This is a genomic window from Bacillus sp. FJAT-27231, from assembly GCF_001183975.1.
In the GTDB taxonomy this organism is placed as follows: domain Bacteria; phylum Bacillota; class Bacilli; order Bacillales; family Domibacillaceae; genus Pseudobacillus; species Pseudobacillus wudalianchiensis.
Window position 1 is genome coordinate 3,537,004 of record NZ_LFZU01000001.1, and the last position, 17,643, is coordinate 3,554,646.

At 43.0% G+C, this 17,643-nt stretch carries 17 protein-coding genes; 2 read left to right on the forward strand and 15 right to left on the reverse strand.

Going from position 1 to position 17,643, the window contains the following annotated elements:
- Positions 1-3: 3 nt before the first annotated feature.
- The 10 genes from AC623_RS17090 to AC623_RS17135 form a co-directional block, all read right to left on the reverse strand.
- Positions 4-1,173: a DUF4097 family beta strand repeat-containing protein gene (locus AC623_RS17090; RefSeq protein WP_049664772.1), complete on the reverse strand. Its 1,170-nt coding sequence runs from the start codon at positions 1,171-1,173 to the stop codon at positions 4-6.
- Between the two features lie 141 nt (positions 1,174-1,314).
- The gene (gene uvrA / locus AC623_RS17095) at positions 1,315-4,167 is read right to left on the reverse strand and encodes an excinuclease ABC subunit UvrA (protein WP_049664774.1); all 2,853 of its coding nucleotides are present in this window, start codon (positions 4,165-4,167) and stop codon (positions 1,315-1,317) included.
- 7 nt (positions 4,168-4,174) lie between these two features.
- Entirely contained in the window at positions 4,175-6,154 is a 1,980-nt protein-coding gene (uvrB, locus tag AC623_RS17100; RefSeq protein WP_049664776.1) for an excinuclease ABC subunit UvrB, read from the reverse strand.
- 200 nt (positions 6,155-6,354) lie between these two features.
- On the reverse strand, positions 6,355-7,140 hold the full coding sequence (locus tag AC623_RS17105; protein WP_049664777.1) for a sulfite exporter TauE/SafE family protein: 786 nt from the start codon (positions 7,138-7,140) through the stop codon (positions 6,355-6,357).
- A 25-nt stretch (positions 7,141-7,165) separates the two neighbouring features.
- Complete coding sequence (locus AC623_RS17110) at positions 7,166-7,525, reverse strand: rhodanese-like domain-containing protein (RefSeq protein WP_049664778.1); 360 nt, start codon at positions 7,523-7,525, stop codon at positions 7,166-7,168.
- Between the two features lie 46 nt (positions 7,526-7,571).
- A complete protein-coding gene (locus tag AC623_RS17115) occupies positions 7,572-7,832 on the reverse strand; it encodes a metal-sensitive transcriptional regulator (protein ID WP_049664780.1) in 261 nt (86 codons plus the stop codon).
- A 135-nt stretch (positions 7,833-7,967) separates the two neighbouring features.
- Positions 7,968-8,198: a glutaredoxin family protein gene (locus tag AC623_RS17120; protein WP_049664782.1), complete on the reverse strand. Its 231-nt coding sequence runs from the start codon at positions 8,196-8,198 to the stop codon at positions 7,968-7,970.
- A 15-nt stretch (positions 8,199-8,213) separates the two neighbouring features.
- Positions 8,214-9,626 carry an MBL fold metallo-hydrolase gene (locus AC623_RS17125; protein ID WP_049664783.1) on the reverse strand — a complete coding sequence of 471 codons (1,413 nt, stop codon included), beginning with the start codon at positions 9,624-9,626 and terminating at the stop codon, positions 8,214-8,216.
- A gap of 229 nt (positions 9,627-9,855) precedes the next feature.
- Positions 9,856-10,089 carry a CsbA family protein gene (locus AC623_RS17130; RefSeq protein ID WP_049664784.1) on the reverse strand — a complete coding sequence of 78 codons (234 nt, stop codon included), beginning with the start codon at positions 10,087-10,089 and terminating at the stop codon, positions 9,856-9,858.
- Between the two features lie 84 nt (positions 10,090-10,173).
- Positions 10,174-10,818 carry a YfbR-like 5'-deoxynucleotidase gene (locus AC623_RS17135; RefSeq protein ID WP_049664786.1) on the reverse strand — a complete coding sequence of 215 codons (645 nt, stop codon included), beginning with the start codon at positions 10,816-10,818 and terminating at the stop codon, positions 10,174-10,176.
- 126 nt (positions 10,819-10,944) lie between these two features.
- On the opposite strand from AC623_RS17135, the gene AC623_RS17140 reads away from it, so the two are divergent.
- On the forward strand, positions 10,945-11,775 hold the full coding sequence (locus tag AC623_RS17140; RefSeq protein WP_049664788.1) for an undecaprenyl-diphosphate phosphatase: 831 nt from the start codon (positions 10,945-10,947) through the stop codon (positions 11,773-11,775).
- Positions 11,776-12,180: 405 nt separating this feature from the next.
- On the opposite strand, the gene AC623_RS17145 is transcribed toward AC623_RS17140, so the two are convergent.
- Positions 12,181-13,524 carry a hemolysin family protein gene (locus AC623_RS17145; RefSeq protein ID WP_049664792.1) on the reverse strand — a complete coding sequence of 448 codons (1,344 nt, stop codon included), beginning with the start codon at positions 13,522-13,524 and terminating at the stop codon, positions 12,181-12,183.
- A gap of 383 nt (positions 13,525-13,907) precedes the next feature.
- On the reverse strand, positions 13,908-14,075 hold the full coding sequence (locus AC623_RS21830) for a hypothetical protein (protein WP_176713667.1): 168 nt from the start codon (positions 14,073-14,075) through the stop codon (positions 13,908-13,910).
- Positions 14,076-14,313: 238 nt separating this feature from the next.
- Between AC623_RS21830 and AC623_RS17150 the strand changes: the two genes are divergently transcribed.
- Positions 14,314-14,931: a YitT family protein gene (locus tag AC623_RS17150; protein ID WP_049664793.1), complete on the forward strand. Its 618-nt coding sequence runs from the start codon at positions 14,314-14,316 to the stop codon at positions 14,929-14,931.
- 171 nt (positions 14,932-15,102) lie between these two features.
- On the opposite strand, the gene cysC is transcribed toward AC623_RS17150, so the two are convergent.
- Genes cysC through AC623_RS17165 form a run of 3 tightly spaced genes read right to left on the reverse strand, consistent with a single transcriptional unit; the run spans position 15,103 to position 17,621 of the window.
- Complete coding sequence (gene cysC, locus AC623_RS17155; RefSeq protein ID WP_049664795.1) at positions 15,103-15,702, reverse strand: adenylyl-sulfate kinase; 600 nt, start codon at positions 15,700-15,702, stop codon at positions 15,103-15,105.
- 12 nt (positions 15,703-15,714) lie between these two features.
- Positions 15,715-16,863, reverse strand: a complete 1,149-nt coding sequence (gene sat / locus AC623_RS17160) for a sulfate adenylyltransferase (protein ID WP_049664797.1) — start codon at positions 16,861-16,863, stop codon at positions 15,715-15,717.
- Positions 16,864-16,910: 47 nt separating this feature from the next.
- On the reverse strand, positions 16,911-17,621 hold the full coding sequence (locus tag AC623_RS17165; protein WP_053104167.1) for a phosphoadenylyl-sulfate reductase: 711 nt from the start codon (positions 17,619-17,621) through the stop codon (positions 16,911-16,913).
- Between the last annotated feature and the right edge of the window lie 22 nt (positions 17,622-17,643).

Here is a 17,643-nt window from a genome sequence, read left to right on the forward strand (position 1 = left end):
CAATCACTCACCTTCAAAGATAGAAGGGGGTTCACTTTCTTCGTCATTGTGGTTTTCATGGAAAGCTGTTGTTTTAACAGAAACAGATCCGGTTTTCGTTTCAGCCTCAATCACGACTTGCCCCAGTGCTTCTTTTTCACTTTCAAAGCGGACAAGCTTCTGAACCATTTCTTCTTTTTCAATCACTTTTTTCATGCCAGATTCCGGAAGCTGCAAGGAGCCGAGATTCGTACGCAGTATTCCTTTCATCGCCATATGATCAGGTACATATACTTCAATATTTCCTGTCACAGCCTGTGCTTTTACTGTATGAGCTGCATCGGATTTCAAATCACAGAGCACGTTGCCGTTAAAGGATTTAATTTCGGTATAGCCGACGGAGCCGACCACGTGAACCGCTCCGTTAAATGAGCTGGCTTCCACTTTTCTGCCTTCACAATCGATAAAGTAGATTTGTCCATTGCCTGTTTCACCTTCAAATTCTCCAACCTTCGATCCTTTAATTTCAATTTTACCGTTTGCCGTCTTCACTTCTAGATTTTGAACATCCAAATCACGCATATTAAATGAACCATTAAACAGCTTAACAGAGATGTCCTTTATAGCGGCTTCTGGCACGTATAAAACCGTATCCACTTTCATTAACTTCAAGCCAACTGAAAAAGAAAGTTTGTCTTCACGGGCATAAAAGACGCTATTCTTAATAAATGATTCACGCGCTTCATCTTCATTATCAGCGCCATACATCTTAACATGGCACTCCGCCTTTACACCGCTTCCCTGCCAAGGCTTAATTGTAAAGCTGCCGCTTGCTGTTTCTGCCTTAATGCGCTGTGGAGAAAAACCATTTTCCTGGAACGTATGCGAAAATTCCACTGTTTTCCCGAGTGGAAACTCGAAGTCTTTCAGTTTTTGCACTGCGGACTGAACAAACTGAAACAGCTTATCCTTCGGCTGGTTGGAGGAACCGGTTGATTGATCGCTTTGTTTTTCCCAGCTGCCGCTCAATTTTTGCCCAAAGCTGACAAGCTCATCAAAGAAATGATCTCTGCGTTCTTTGCGTGCCTGCTGAGCCGGCTCTTTATCGAGCGCCTCTAGTAAGGTCAAACCTTCACTTGCTGAAATCAAACCTGCTTCTACCATTTCTAAAATTCTTTTTTTCTCTTCGTTCATTTCAGGCACTCCATTCATTAAGAATTGGCTTTCTGTTCATTCTTACGAAGATAGAAAGAAAAAGTTTCACCCTTTTCACAGGCTGATAGCAAACGTTTGCCATCAGCCTGATCGGGCGGAAAAGAGAGTTTGCTTTCCCTCTTAGCTTTCCGAGTAGTGTTCCCTTTCCCTTTCACGCGCTAACACTCTATGCAAATAATGGCCAGTGTATGACCCTTTCGTTTCCGCTACTTCCTCCGGCGTACCCGCTGCCACGATCGTGCCGCCTTTATCGCCGCCTTCAGGCCCAAGATCAATAATATAGTCCGCTGTCTTAATCACATCGAGGTTATGCTCGATGACTAATACCGTGTCGCCATTCTCAACGAGGCGCTGCAGTACAGTCAAAAGACGAGCAATATCGTCTACGTGCAAGCCGGTTGTCGGCTCATCTAAAATATAAAATGAGCGTCCTGTCGAGCGGCGATGAAGCTCGGAAGCAAGCTTAACACGCTGCGCTTCCCCTCCCGACAACGTCGTCGCCGGCTGCCCAAGTGTGATATAACCGAGACCCACGTCAGCGATTGTTTGCAGCTTGCGTTTAATTTTAGGAATGTTTTCAAAGAAATCAAGGGCGTCCTCCACGGTCATAGCGAGAACATCAGCAATGTTCTTCCCTTTATATTTGACCTCCAGTGTTTCGCGGTTATAACGCTTGCCATGGCAAACCTCACACGGCACGTACACGTCCGGCAAGAAGTGCATCTCGATTTTGATAATGCCGTCCCCGCGGCATGCTTCACAACGGCCGCCTTTGACATTAAAGCTGAACCGGCCTTTTTTGTAGCCCCGAACTTTCGCCTCATTTGTCGTAGCAAATACTTCCCGAATATCATCAAATACGCCCGTATACGTAGCCGGGTTAGAACGCGGTGTCCGTCCGATTGGCGACTGATCGATATCAATCACTTTATCCAAATGCTCAATTCCTTTAATCGTTCCATGATTACCCGGTTTTTGTTTAGAACGCTGCAGCTTTTGAGCGAGTGTTTTATAGAGAATGTCATTAATTAATGTACTTTTTCCTGATCCTGATACACCGGTAACCGCAATAAACGTACCGAGTGGAAATTTCGCTTTTACGTTACGCAAGTTATTTTCTTTCGCGCCCGTTATTTCAACCCAGCGTCCATCTGGTTGACGGCGTTCCGCTGGCAGCGGGATATATTTTTCCCCTGATAAATATTGGCCAGTCAAGGAAGCCGGATCGTTCATGACCTCTTCCGGCGTGCCGGCTGACACGATTTGGCCGCCATGAACGCCAGCCCCTGGTCCGACATCGATTAAATAATCGGCTGCCATCATCGTGTCTTCGTCATGCTCCACGACAATGAGCGTGTTGCCGATGTCACGCATATTTTGCATCGTGCTGATTAAGCGGTCATTATCGCGCTGGTGCAGGCCGATCGACGGTTCATCCAAAATATAAAGAACCCCTGTCAGCCTTGAACCAATTTGAGTGGCGAGACGAATCCGCTGGGCTTCCCCGCCTGAGAGCGTGCCAGCTGAGCGGCTGAGCGTTAAGTAATCCAAGCCAACATCGACTAAGAAGCCAAGCCGCTCGCAGATTTCCCGCAAAATTAACTGGGCTATTTGCATTTCTTTTTCTGTTAAGGACAAATCCCCGAAAAACTGCTTCGCTTCCTCAATCGAAAAGTTTGTCACTTCACTTATATGCAGGTCGTTGATTTTTACGGCTAAGCTTTCTTTTTTTAAGCGATAGCCTTTACACGTCGGACATTTCTGCTGTCCCATGTATTTTTCCATTTGTTCCCTAATAAAATCTGAGCTCGTTTCTTTATAACGACGCTCTACATTGCTGAGAACACCTTCAAATATAATGTTATTTTCGCGGATTTGGCCAAAGTCATTTTCATAACGAAAATGAATACGATCGCGCCCAGAGCCATTTAAGATTTTATCAAGCTGCTCTTTCGGTAAATCTTTTACCGGCACATCCATTGGGATGCCATAATGACGGCAGACTGATTCTAACAGCTGCGGATAGTATTGTGAGCTCGTTGGCTCCCACGGCGCAATCGCATGCTCTTTTAAGCTTAGATCCGGATTAGGAATGACAAGATCCACATCTACCTTCAGCTTCGAACCTAGTCCGTCACAGGTTGGACAAGCTCCGAATGGACTGTTAAAGGAAAACATACGCGGTTCAAGCTCTCCAATTGAAAAACCGCAATGCGGACAAGCGTGATGCTCAGAAAACAGCAGTTCCTCACGACCGATTACGTCAATGACAACATTGCCCTCGCCAAGCTTCAAAGCTGCCTCAAGCGAGTCAGCTAGCCGCGCCTCAATGCCGTCCTTTACTACGACACGGTCAATGACTACTTCAATCGAATGCTTTTTATTTTTTTCAAGTTCAATTTCTTCTTCTACTTCCCGCATTTCTCCATCAACTCGCACACGAACGTAGCCTTGACGCTTAATGTCTTCGAATACTTTCGCGTGCGTGCCTTTGCGGCCAGAAACGATCGGAGCGAGCACTTGCAGCTTTGTCCGTTCTTCATATTGCATAATGCGATCCACCATTTGCTCAATCGTCTGAGAGGTAATCTCAATACCGTGAACGGGACAAACCGGGCGGCCAACACGAGCAAACAGCAAGCGAAGGTAATCATAAATTTCCGTAACGGTCCCGACCGTTGAGCGCGGATTTCGGCTTGTTGTCTTTTGATCAATCGAAATAGCAGGTGACAGCCCTTCAATTGCATCCACGTCCGGCTTGTCCATTTGTCCAAGAAATTGGCGGGCATAAGCAGACAAAGACTCTACATAGCGCCGTTGTCCCTCTGCATAAATGGTATCAAACGCTAATGATGACTTCCCTGAACCCGATAAGCCCGTCAAAACGACGAGCTTATCGCGTGGAATGGTCACATCAATATCTTTTAAGTTGTGCGCCCTTGCCCCTTTTACAATAATCTTATCTATTCCCATATCAACGTCATCCTTCCGATTTCAACTCTAACAATGCGTCACGCAGCTGAGCGGCTAATTCGAAATCAAGCGCTTTGGCTGCTGCTTTCATCTCGCTCTCTAAGTTGGCAATGAGACGGTTTCGTTCTTGAGGTGTCAGCTTTTTCTTAGCAGCTGCTGTTTCATAGCTTTCTACTTCTTCAGCAGCATGTGTTGCCCGAATCACATCACGAATATCCTTTTGAATCGTTTGCGGTGTGATGCCATGCTTTTCGTTGTACTTCTGCTGGATTTCCCGACGCCGCTTCGTTTCTTCCATCGCTTTTGCCATGGAGTCGGTTATCTTATCGGCATACATAATAACGTGGCCGCCAGCATTACGAGCTGCCCGTCCCATCGTCTGAATAAGGGAGCGTTCAGAACGAAGGAAGCCTTCTTTATCAGCATCTAGTATTGCGACAAGTGACACTTCCGGAATATCGAGTCCCTCTCTCAGCAAGTTAATCCCGACAAGCACATCAAATTTGCCAAGCCGAAGATCACGAATGATCTCTATCCGTTCAAGCGTCTTAATTTCAGAATGAAGATACTCGACTTTGATGCCGATTTCTTTTAAATAATCCGTTAAATCTTCGGACATTTTCTTCGTTAAGGTGGTGACTAGCACTCGCTCATTTCGGGCGGTCCGCTCGTTGATTTCATTCAATAAGTCATCAATCTGACCTTCGATCGGCCGGACATCTACTGTCGGATCAAGCAGCCCGGTAGGACGGATGATTTGCTCTGTCATATGCGGTGTATGCTCTATTTCATAAGGACCCGGTGTGGCGGATACATAAACAATTTGATTCACATGATCCTCAAACTCCTCGAATTTTAACGGGCGATTGTCTTTAGCAGATGGCAGACGGAAGCCATGATCGACAAGCACCTGCTTACGCGCCTGGTCGCCATTGAACATGCCGCGAATTTGCGGAAGCGTCACGTGGGACTCATCCACTACGATTAAGAAGTCATCTGGAAAATAGTCAAGAAGTGTGTAAGGTGTAGAACCGGGCGGCCGTAACGTCAAGTGGCGCGAGTAATTCTCGATCCCCGAACAAAATCCCATTTCTCTCATCATTTCTAGATCATAGCGCGTCCGCTGTTCAAGCCGCTGTGCTTCAAGTAATTTATTTTCGGCACGCAAAATAGCGAGCTGTTCCTCCAGCTCTTTCTCAATATTCCCAATCGCTATTCTCATTTTTTCTTCACGTGTAACGAAGTGAGACGCCGGAAAAATCGCTGCGTGTTCACGATCGCCAATGATTTCCCCAGTCAATGCATCCACTTCACGGATTCGGTCAATTTCGTCACCAAAAAATTCTACACGGATACAATGTTCATCACGAGAAGCAGGAAAAATCTCCACTACATCCCCGCGCACCCGGAATGTCCCGCGTTTAAAGTCAATGTCATTCCGTTCATATTGGACGTCCACGAGTTTGCGAAGCAGCTGATTGCGTTCAATCTCCATCCCATTTCGTAAAGAAATGACGAGGTCACGGTATTCCTCCGGTGAACCTAAGCCGTAAATACACGATACGCTGGCAATAATAATGACATCATTCCGCTCAAATAATGACGATGTAGCCGAGTGGCGAAGCTTATCAATCTCATCATTGATGCTCGCATCCTTTTCAATAAACGTGTCTGTCTGCGGCACATACGCTTCCGGTTGGTAATAGTCATAGTAACTGACAAAATACTCGACAGCGTTGTTCGGAAAAAACTCCTTGAACTCGCTATACAATTGTCCGGCGAGCGTTTTATTATGAGCGATAATAAGAGTTGGTTTATTAACCTCTTTAATGACGTTAGAGATCGTAAACGTTTTTCCGGTCCCCGTTGCTCCGAGCAGTGTTTGCTCTTTCTTTCCTTCCTTTATGCCTGAAACAAGTTCGGCAATGGCCCTTGGCTGGTCCCCTTGCGGACTGTATTTAGACACAATTTCAAATTGGTTTTTCACCTTCGAACCCCCTGTCTTCTGGCAAATATACTTGTTCATTTATCTAAAAATGCTTTATTGAAAGCCTATGCCGTTTTCTTATGTTAGTAATCATAATCCCCATTTTATCATAAATGAAACCTGACTGGCTATTAATAAGCGTACGTATGTTCTTGTGTTCTCATATAAAAAAGTCCCTCCGTTAAATGGAGAGACTCTCACTATAGTAAAATATCGACCCAGATTTTAATCGCTGTAGCCGCAATCAAAATCGCCAACAGCCATTGTAAAACCTTTGTGTTTATTTTTTGTCCTGCTTTCGCTCCAAGCGGCGATGCAATAATGCTTGCTACAACCATAATCATCGCTGGCACAAATAACACTTGTCCTGTCATTAATTTTCCCGCTGTCGAACCGATCGAGGAAATAAATGTAATAGCAAGAGAGCTGGCAATAGTCATTCTTGTCGGAATTTTTAACAAGACGAGCATAATAGGCACGAGCAAAAAGGCACCGGCAGCTCCGACAATTCCGGCCCCAATTCCGACAATGAAAGCGAAGAAGGCAGCAAGCCACTTATTAAATTTCACTTCCTCCATTGGCCGATCATCTAAATTTTTCTTAGGAATAAACATCATAATCGCAGCAAGTGCCGCTAATACTCCATAAATCACATTAACGGTTGATTCTCCCATATTCTCCGATCCGAATCCCCCGATAAAGCTTCCCGCCAGGATGGCAATACCCATATAAATAATTAACGTCTTATTTAAATACTCACTCTTCCGATAAGCCCATACACCGGCAATCGTTGCGAAAAATACTTGAACCGCACTGACGCCTGCTACTTCATGAGCGGTAAAGGCCGCAAATCCTAACATAGGAGGAATATACAATAACATCGGATATTTAATAATAGAGCCGCCAATTCCAACCATTCCCGATAAAAAAGATCCAATAAAGCCAATTAAAAAAATGACAGCCATCCAGCCGATTGACCAATCCATCGCTTTTCCTCTCCTTTTCTGCTTTTTATTTCCAGGCGGCAAGACCGCCCACTACATTCGTAATCTTCTTAAATCCTTTTTTCTTTAACAGGCGCGCTGCCTTTTGACTGCGCATGCCACTCTGACACATGACGACGACTTCTCTTTCAATGTCCAGCTCATTCACTCGGACAGACAGCTGCTGCAATGGAATGTTTTGAAACCCATTAATATGACGCGCTTTAAATTCTCCCGGCGTCCGGACGTCAACCCATTGTATGTCTTTTCTTCTTATCTCCTTCTTTAGCTCGTCAGCTAGAGCATGACGAATCCCTGTCACCGGCAGCATATTTCGAATAGCTATAAAAATTAAGACCGCTACTACAAGATAAAAAACAATCGTCATCTTCGCTCTCCTTTTACGCATAGGGGTATATTTTTATTCAAAAAAATTAACGGCTCTTTACGAGTAGATCGACTGCTTCTTTTACGAGGGCGTCTGTTGGTTCCCCCTGTTCCATATTCGCACGGACACATCGCTCCAAATTTTGGCTGACAACGAGGCCCATTGTCCGTCCAACTGCACTTTGTACAGCACTCAGCTGCATAGCAACGGCTGCGCAGTCCGCTCCCTCTTCCATCATCCGCATAACTCCGCGTACCTGACCTTCAATACGTTTCAACCGATTTTGCAAGTCTTTGCCATATTCCACGGATTATCACCTCTATACATTATGACAGTATGTTTCACACAGCGTACCTCTTATCGTTCTTATGCATAGTTTTTCACTCTAAAAAGTAGAGGGTGCCCAAATAGGATTGCTTGCAGGACACCCTTATAAAATCATTTATTTAAGAAGCTCCATCACAGCATCTGGATCATAGCCAAGGATCCATTGACCGTTAATTTCTGTTTGCGGCACTCCCATTTGCCCTGTCGTTTCTACAAGACGCTGGGCAGCTTGCCGGTCTTGTTGAACATTTACTTCTGTAAAAGGAATCCCCTGCTCCTTTAAGAAATTTTTCATCATTGTGCAATAAGGGCACGTATTGGTTGAGTATACTGTTACTTGATTCATAGTTATTCCTCCTTGTTATAATTGCTTGATTGGTCCGCCTTCTCTTTTCCAGCCGGCAAAACCGCTTGCCATGTTTTCAATGTTTTTAAAGCCCTTTGCTTGAAGCAAGCTTGTTCCAATGGCAGAACGTGCTCCAGACTGGCAATGAACGATAATCTTCTTATCTTTCGGCAGTTTTTCTGCTTCTTCCTCTAAATAACCGAGCATGTGATGATGAGCGGTTGGAATATGTCCCGCCTCCCATTCTCCCTGTTGGCGAATGTCGACTACGTAGACGTCATCTTTTTCATATTGAGCTTTTAATTGGTCAACATCAATATTCACGTACTTTTCTAGTTCAGGCGCTTCACTTACCATGCTTAGGCTTGCAAATGCCACAAGGTTATCAAGACCAATGGATTCAAGAGAACGTTTAATATCAGCTGCTTGTTCTTTTTCCGCTATCACAACCAATTTTTTCTCATAATCTAAAATCCAGCCGGCCCAGTTTGTAAAGATTTTTGTATATGGTAAGTTGATGGTACCTTCAATATGCCCTTGAGCAAACTCGCTGCCATGTCTAGTGTCAATCACCATAGTATCCTCTTGAGCTAAATATGACTCCAAGTCCTTGTAGCTTTCTGCATAAGGAATCGTTTCATTCGTTAGAATAGCCGGGCCAACTTTATTTACTTTCTTCATCACCGCAAAATATTTAGGAGGCTCCGGTTGATCTTTCAGCAGCTCTTTTTGGAATTCATCTTTATCCATTTCTTGCAAAGCCCAGTTGTTTGCTTTTTCATAGCCAACTGTTGAAAGCGGAACGGAACCAAGTGATTTACCGCAAGCACTTCCGGCACCATGACCTGGCCAAACGACTAAATAATCCGGCAGCTGTTTAAACTTTTGAATGGATTCGCACATTTGAGCAGCGCCCGAATTAGCTGTTCCTTTTACTCCAGCTGCTTTTTCCAATAAGTCCGGTCGGCCAACATCCCCAACAAAAACAAAATCACCTGTGAAAATACCCATTGGCTCTGTGGAACCGCCGCCTTTATCTGTTAGGACAAAGGAAATGCTCTCTGGGGTATGCCCAGGAGTATGCATTACTTTAAATTCCACATTTCCAATCGTGAAAACATCGCCCTCTTTTACAAGCTTAACAGAAAGGTTATCAGTATATTGATATTTCCAATTTTCATCGCCTTCATTTGACAAATACAAAGTGACGCCATAATCATTTGCCAACTGGCGTGCCCCTGAAACAAAGTCGGCATGGATATGCGTTTCAGTTGCTGCGGTTAATTGGAACCCTTCCTTTTTCGCTGTTTCAACATACGGCGTAATGTCACGTGCTGGATCAACAACAATTGCCTCTCCTGTTTTTTGACAAGCGACCATATAAGAATATTGAGCTAATTTTTCATCAAAGTAAGAACGAAAAAACATGTTTAACCCTCCTATTACCCCATTGGGTATATTGTTGTAACTTCATATTACCCTATAGGGTATAAAAAATCAAGCGGAAATTTTTAAAGCGGTCATCTCCATTCGATTTAGCAGCTTCTTTCTTAATCATAAAGGCGTTATTCATCGTTCGCTTCCTGTTCTTCACGAACTCAGCTTACATAAACGCATAAAAAAATTCCGGCTGTCATTCATGGACATGCCGGAATTTTTATTTTGATTGTTTTTTTCTTTTCATCATGAGGCTGGCCAGCCAAAACCCAATGGTTAACGAAGCAGCATCAATAATAATCAGCGGCCATGTATGGGTATATCCTTTATAAGCAGAGGCTGCAATTAACGCAACGGTCAAGCCCAGGCCCAAAAAATGATTAAATGTTACTCTCGTGAAAAAAATCACGAGAAAGCCGGGCAAAAACATTGCCATTATCATTTTACCTACCATGTTTTCACTCCCAGCAAGCAGCTTTTCTTGCCTCCATCATACTGAAATCTTATCCATTTAGAAAGACTTTTTCTAAAAAACATCCTACTTTTTCTCATATTTCTTAACAATCATCTCGGTCATATAATTCAACTCGTTATATGGGATAAACTCTTCGGAAAGCATGTCCGGTAAAATGTTTTCAATAAAATACTTTACGCAGTTCATATCAGAGAACTCCATAATGGTAGACAGCGCTTCTTTATAAATTTCCAAAAAAAGCGGCTCCGGATTCCGCTTCAGGATTTCCCCAAAGGTTTCATACAACAAATCAATTTTATCCGCCACCGATAAAATCCGTCCCTCAAGCGTATCATCTTTCCCCTCTTTAAATCGCTCTATATAGATACTTTGTAATTCTTCCGGGAACTCTTGCTCGACAAACTTTTTCGCCATTTGCTCTTCCACTTGTGAAAACAAATCTTTTAATTCTTTCGTGGCATATTTTACAGGCGTTTTAATGTCACCAGTGAACAACTCTGCATAGTCATGGTTCAATGCTTTCTCGTATAAGGCCCGCCAATTTACTTTCATTCCTTCTAATTCTTCAATGGTCGCCAAAAATTGAGCGATCTTCGTTACTTTAAATGAATGCGCCGCTACATTGTGCGACTGATATTTAAATTTTCCCGGCAGCCTAAACAATTGCTCCAAATCGGACAAACTCTTAAAATAATTATGTATACCCATGAAATGATCATTCCTTTCCAGAACTATAGAAAAAAATAATGGTATTTCTTCGAATTCCTAGACATATTTTCATTGTAGCCATACAATCGTTAAGTGGCTATTTATTTTATTTTTTGAGGTGACAAAATGAACTTGTGGGAATTATTCGTTGCTTTTATCCTCGGACTCGTAGAAGGGGCAACTGAATTTGCGCCTGTTTCTTCTACAGGGCATATGATTATTGTAGACGATATTTTGCTAAAATCGAAAGAATTGTTTTCAGAACCGGTTGCGAATACATTTAAAGTCGTCATCCAGCTTGGCTCCATTTTAGCGGTTGTGGTTGTATTTAAGGACCGTATTCTCAACTTGCTTGGATTGCAAAAAGGAAGCCGGTCAGCTTATCGATCCGGCCCAAGACTGACGCTCGTTCATATATTTATTGGACTAGTTCCAGCGGCCGCGCTTGGCTTCTTATTCGAGGATTACATTGATGAACATTTATTTAGCATTAATACAGTGCTAATTGGACTCGTTGCTGGTGCCTTTCTTATGCTCGCAGCGGACTGGCTGGCCCCGGGACGTATCAAAGCCGAAACGGTTGATGACATTACGTACAAGCAAGCCTTTCTCATTGGTTTATTTCAGTGCATAGCATTATGGCCTGGCTTCTCCCGCTCCGGTTCTACGATTTCCGGAGGCGTTCTTCTCGGTATGAGCCACAGAGCAGCTGCTGACTTCACCTTTATTATGGCAATGCCGATCATGGCAGGGGCCAGTGCCATATCCCTTATTAAAAACTGGGAGTATTTCTCGATCGATGTATTGCCTTTCTTTATCGTTGGTTTTATTAGCGCCTTTGTTTTTGCTTTATTGTCGATCCGTTTCTTCCTGGAGCTCATTAACAGAATCAAGCTCACGCCGTTCGCGATCTATCGAATTGTGATAGCAGCCGTTATTTATTTCGTATTTTTATAGAAATTAAGTAAAGCCTGCTGCTTCTGTTAGTAGTCTAAAGTCGGTAACCCCTATCATAGGGATTGCCGACTTTTCTCTTTTCTAAACACGCTTTCCTCTGCTCTTGCTTCTCTGCGTTAATAGAGTGAAAAGCTGATTCTATAGAAAAATGCATTAATATAGCTCACTATCTTTTATATACTAGGATGCAAAAACATCCCAAAGTCATTTTTTAGAAAATTGTTTTGTGTTAATGTGGCAGGGAGCCTCTCGGAGCGAAAGTCAACAACTCCTCTTTTTATTCTATAACGCCCCATTTACAAGAACAGGTTGAAACAAAAAAACAAGCAGCTAGGTTAGTCGCTTGTTTTTTTATTTTAGGCTTGATGGATTTACATATCGAAAGCCTGATTCGCTTGTTGTAAATTAAGCTTCTTTTACAGCTTCGATCTCACCGATCACCGGTGACAGAGCTGGGGCAGCCTTTGTGACTTCCACGAATTTAATATGGTAGCCATCCAGTTCCACAATTTTGAATGTGCAGCCTCCATATTCAATCGTGTCGCCTTCCTGAACTTCAAATTTCTCAGTCAAAATCCAGCCGCCGACTGTATCGACATCTTCTTCGTCAATATCTAAGCCGAATAAATCATTTACTTCGCTCAGCAACACTTTTCCGTCAAGAATAAGCTGCTGATCGTTAATTCTTTTAATCATCGGTGTTTCATCCTGGTCAAACTCGTCACGAATTTCACCAACGATTTCTTCCAGAATATCCTCTGTTGTTACAAGTCCGGCCGTACCGCCGTATTCATCAATTAAGATCGCCATCTGAATGCGTTCCTTTTGCATTTTTACAAGCAGATCATGAATAGCAATCGACTCAATGACTTGGATCACAGGGCGAATATAGTGGTCAATCGTCACATTCTTTTTCTTCTCGTCTCTAATATAATCCGTCAATACTTCCTTCATGTTGACCATTCCGATAATACGGTCTTTGTCACCGTCCGCAATTGGATAACGAGTATAGTTTTCTTCCATCGCTATCTCGATACACTGCTCAACCGTGTTTGACTTATCAAACGCTGTTACTTCGGTACGTGGCACCATAATTTCTTTCGCAAGGCGGTCATCAAATTCAAAAATATTGTTCACGTACTTATATTCCGATTGATTGATCTCTCCGCTCTTTAAGCTTTCTGATAAAATCATGCGTAATTCTTCTTCTGTATGGGCCATTTCACTTTCTGAAACAGGCTTGAAGCCAAACAATTTAATTAACAGCGTAGAAGATCCGTTCAATATTTTAATGAATGGATACATAAGCCGGTAAAAGACAATCATTGGTTTAGCGGCTAGTAATGTAACTTGTTCCGCCTTTTGAATCGCTATGGTTTTCGGTGCTAATTCACCCACAACGACATGTAAAAAAGTAACCGTGGAAAAAGCAATCAAGAACGACACGACACTGACAACAGATTCCGCTAAATCAAGGCGAACAAACAGCGGATGCAGCAAATGCTCAACAGTCGGTTCACCGAGCCAACCAAGTCCAAGAGCTGTCACTGTAATCCCTAATTGACAAGCGGATAAATACTCATCCAGATTCGTAATCACTTTCTTTGCAGCGGCCGTGTTTGCACGTCCCTCTGCTGCCAATTGATCGATTCTTGTGCTTCTGACCTTTACAATTGCAAACTCAGTCGCTACGAAGAAACCGGTTAATGCAATTAAAAAGGCAACCATGATTAAGTTTAATATGTCCAAATAAGATCCTTGCGGCTACATTGTGCCGTAAGGAATTACACCTCCGTTAAATTAAAGTGAATAGTACTATTCAACCGTCCTTTTTTTCGTGCGCCGAGGCTTGATCCGGCCTGTTTGCGTACAAAAATCAGTCTGGCTGCTTTTATCCATAAACCGAGTCGCACTGCCTGCAAACATTTCTACATTTCTTTCTACTGCCTTCCCAACATCCTCACCTCACTTCTCCATACTTCTACTTTAAAATATCGGTCTTTTTCAGTCAATGTTTAGTAAGGAAAATATCAGACAATAACGACTCATTTAGAAGGGATTATACGTTATTATATTTCTTCAAGCAGGAAAAAAAGCGCCCAAAATGTTGCTTTTGGGCGCCCTTGTGTTATTTATTTTTTTGACCGGGCACGTTGATTATTCATTCCCTGACCGCCCATGCCTGTCAGCTGAGGAATGACATTCGAAAGTTGTCCGGCCCGACCAGTCATCATGCTGTAAGCAGCAGCTCCAATGCCGATTGATGCAACAATAGGTAAAATTTGAATGTTATTTCTCATGATGTTTCCACCTGCCCCTATTAGATTGCTTTCTCAAGCATATATAGGTTTTGTTATTTGCCCGTAAAACAATCAAGTATTTTTTAACAAAGAACTAGTACATCCTCTTCATAAAACACAGCTAAAATGAAACATATTCTAATTTTTTCCTCATAAAATGGACAAGGAGAGAAAGTCTTTAGGGAGGAATAAACATGGAGGTTATAAAGACAAACTTAAAGGATTCATTCAAATAACGATGAGAAAATTATTGTTAACGTATTTCTACTTACTCTTTGGAGCTTTCTTACAAGGGATGTCGATGTCTTTATTTTTGTTTCCACACTCCATCCCCTCAGGAGGAGCGGCCGGGTTAGCTCTTCTAATGAATCATTGGTTTGAACTGCCTCTCGGTTTTTCTTTATGGTTAGCCAATGCCGTTTTTCTGCTTTTTGCCTTAAACTACTTCGGGTTCACTTGGACGTTTCGAACGATCACTTCGGTAGCCGCAACCTCGACAACCATTAGTATTTTGACTTATCAAGTGCCTCATATGCACATACACATTTTTCTCGATATGCTGGCGGGAAGCATTCTCTTCGGTATTGGAGTGGGGATTCTTATTCGGGTTGGAGCATCAAGCGGGGGAATGGTGATTCCTGCACTCATGATTGCCTCTTATAAAAACTGGAGCCCTGGAAAAGTGATGATGGGGATTAACCTTTTTATTTTCTTATTAACTTCTCTTATCATTGATTATAAAATCGTTATATTTGCTGTCATCTGTCAATTTTTCTCTACTAGTATTATCGATTATATTTACGATTTCAGATTTCAAAAAGTGAGTGTTCTATCCCCCCATTGGCGGAGAAAATAAACAGGCTGTTGACAAACGCTCGCTGTCTTTGCTGCTCGCCTTCCTGCGGTGCTCATGACCCTTATCGTCATTCCGCTCCTCATCAAGCTTCGCATCTCGTTGGACAAGCGCTTTCAATCAGCCTGAGTTGTTGAAAATAGACTTTGTCTGCATCCTTGAAGAAGATCCCTTTTATAGGATCTTCTTTTCCTTTAAATAAGCCAGTATTTCTTTAACAGACTGTTCGACAGACATTTTATCCGTCTCAATCACAATTTCAGGGTGATGAGGGGGTTCATAAGGAGAGCTAACCCCCGTGAAATCAGGGATGACTCCTTTTCTTGCCTTTTTATACAGGCCTTTTGGATCCCGCTCCTCACAAACCTGAATCGGACAATGAACAAAAACCTCAATGAACTCTCCGGGTGCAAACATGCTTCTGACTAATTGCCGATCCTCACGGAAAGGGGAAATAAAGGCGGAAGACACAATTTGGCCGCTATCCACAAATAATTTTGCCACTTCTCCTATTCGACGAATGTTCTCTTTTCGATCTTCTGTTCCAAAACTTAAATCCTTATTCAAACCGTGGCGGATATTATCCCCGTCTAACACATAGCTTCTGCAGCGCTGCTGAAATAACATCTCATCCACGGCATTAGCCAATGTTGATTTTCCAGAACCTGATAATCCAGTAAACCATAAAACGCAGCTTTGGTGCCCATTCAAGAGGTGGCGACTTTCTTTTGTAACGGCTGTATGATGCCAGGTAATATGATCAGCTGTTCCCATATCCTACATCCTTTATATTTTTGTATAGATTTCTTTCATTCCTTTTATAAGAATGTCTATTACTTCCGGCCGGCTAAATTCCTTTGGCGGATGTTCGCCGTTTTTCAGCATTTGCCTAACCGCTGTGCCCGACAGAATAATATGCTCTTGCCTGTCATGGGGACAGGTTTTTTCAGAAGCCATATTGGCGCACTTTTTGCAGTAAAAACTGTGCTCGAAAAAGAGCGGTTTAATCCCGATCTCTTCTTCCTCAAAATGACTGAATATTTTTTGGGCGTCATACGTGCCGTAATAACTTCCTACGCCTGCATGGTCTCGGCCGACGATGAAATGGGTACAACCAAAGTTTTTACGGACAATGGCATGAAAAATCGCCTCTCGCGGGCCAGCATAACGCATGGCTGCCGGAAAAACAGATAAGAATACCCGCCCTTTCGGATAATAATTTCCAAGCAGGACCTCATAGCTTTCCATCCGGATTTCACTTGGAATATCGTCAGCTTTTGTTTCGCCAACGAGTGGATTCAGGAAAAGTCCGTCCACCGTTTCTAATGCTGTTTTTTGAATGTATTCATGGGCGCGATGAACAGGATTGCGCGTTTGGAAGCCGACAATGGTATTCCATCCAAGTTCTTTAAACTTTTTTCTCGTTTCAGCAGGGTCCAAATAGTAATCGTTAAATTTACTTTTTTCCGGCCGTTTAACAAGCGTGATCGGACCGGCTATATACACTTCAGGCCGTGCGAAAAGTTTTTTTACACCTGGGTGATCCAAATCAGCCGTTCGATAAACTCTCTCGGCCTCTAGTTTTTTATCTGGGGAAAATAGTTCCTTCACTGTCATGACGCCATAAACCGTCCCGTTATATACAAGGTTTACGGTTTCTCCCTTTTGTAACGTTCTCGCCTTATCTTTGTTGACCGCCAATGTAATCGGCAACGACCAAGGAAGCCCATTTGACAATCTCATGTTTTGCACAACAGAGTCATAATCAGCCTTTCCCATAAATCCCTTAAGCGGGCTATACGCGCCGTTTGCAATCAGCTCCAAATCACTTAATTCTAATTTATCCAGCTCCACACAGTTAAGCGATGAATCAATGGAAAATAATAAATCTATCCGATTCACTAATGTACCGCCATGCGGCGCAATTCCCCACACATCTTTCCCTCCCTGATAATCCAAGCTGCCGTGTCTTATCCTATATTCTAATTTTGATGAAGCCCACATTCCGACTTAGATCGTCCTGCCCATCGTCCCGCTCGAAGCCCCTCGTTTTCGGAAACCGGTTCGGTACACGGCGCACACCCGATACTCGGAAACCCTTTGTCATGCAATGAATTATAAGGCAATTGGTGAACGTGAAGATACGTCATAATATCCTCCCATGTCCAATGAATAAGTGGACAAACTTTTACCTTGTGAAATTTCTCGTCTTTATTAACATATTGAACATGACTTCTCGTCGGAGATTGCTCTCTTCGCAATCCTGATATCCATGCTTTAGACCCTTGTAATGCTTTCTGAAGAGGCACTACCTTTCTAAGGTGGCAGCAAAGGTTTGGATCACGTTTCCACAGTTCCTCGCCATGCTCCTTTGCCTGCTCTTCCACTGTCATAGCAGGCCGCACCTTTGTAATATTCAACGCAGGATAGCGTTCCTTTACTTTCTCAATCAATTCATACGTCTCCGGGAAATGGAGCCCTGTGTCCAAAAAGATAATCTTTGCTTCCTTATTCACCTTTGCAATCAGATCAATTAAGACGATTCCTTCCGCTCCAAAGCTGCAAGCATACACAATGTCATCGCCGTACTCTCGAAAAGCCCATTTTAATACATCAAAATAATCTGATTGGCTCTCTAAAATCTTTTCTAGCTTTTGTTCATCCCAATTTTCATACGTTAATAAGCCAGCCACTAGGCTTTCCCCCGTTTCTCTC

Excerpts from the sequence above, each read along its gene's own strand:
- AC623_RS17090 (WP_049664772.1), bottom strand. The coding sequence starts at position 1,173 with ATGAACGAAGAGAAAAAAAGAATTTTAGAAATGGTAGAAGCAGGTTTG.
- uvrA (WP_049664774.1), bottom strand. The coding sequence starts at position 4,167 with ATGGGAATAGATAAGATTATTGTAAAAGGGGCAAGGGCGCACAACTTA.
- AC623_RS17105 (WP_049664777.1), bottom strand. The coding sequence starts at position 7,140 with ATGGATTGGTCAATCGGCTGGATGGCTGTCATTTTTTTAATTGGCTTT.
- AC623_RS17110 (WP_049664778.1), bottom strand. The coding sequence starts at position 7,525 with ATGACGATTGTTTTTTATCTTGTAGTAGCGGTCTTAATTTTTATAGCT.
- AC623_RS17120 (WP_049664782.1), bottom strand. The coding sequence starts at position 8,198 with ATGAATCAAGTAACAGTATACTCAACCAATACGTGCCCTTATTGCACA.
- AC623_RS17125 (WP_049664783.1), bottom strand. The coding sequence starts at position 9,626 with ATGTTTTTTCGTTCTTACTTTGATGAAAAATTAGCTCAATATTCTTAT.
- AC623_RS17130 (WP_049664784.1), bottom strand. The coding sequence starts at position 10,089 with ATGGTAGGTAAAATGATAATGGCAATGTTTTTGCCCGGCTTTCTCGTG.
- AC623_RS17135 (WP_049664786.1), bottom strand. The coding sequence starts at position 10,818 with ATGGGTATACATAATTATTTTAAGAGTTTGTCCGATTTGGAGCAATTG.
- AC623_RS17140 (WP_049664788.1), top strand. The coding sequence starts at position 10,945 with ATGAACTTGTGGGAATTATTCGTTGCTTTTATCCTCGGACTCGTAGAA.
- AC623_RS21830 (WP_176713667.1), bottom strand. The coding sequence starts at position 14,075 with ATGAGAAATAACATTCAAATTTTACCTATTGTTGCATCAATCGGCATT.
- AC623_RS17150 (WP_049664793.1), top strand. The coding sequence starts at position 14,314 with ATGAGAAAATTATTGTTAACGTATTTCTACTTACTCTTTGGAGCTTTC.
- cysC (WP_049664795.1), bottom strand. The coding sequence starts at position 15,702 with ATGGGAACAGCTGATCATATTACCTGGCATCATACAGCCGTTACAAAA.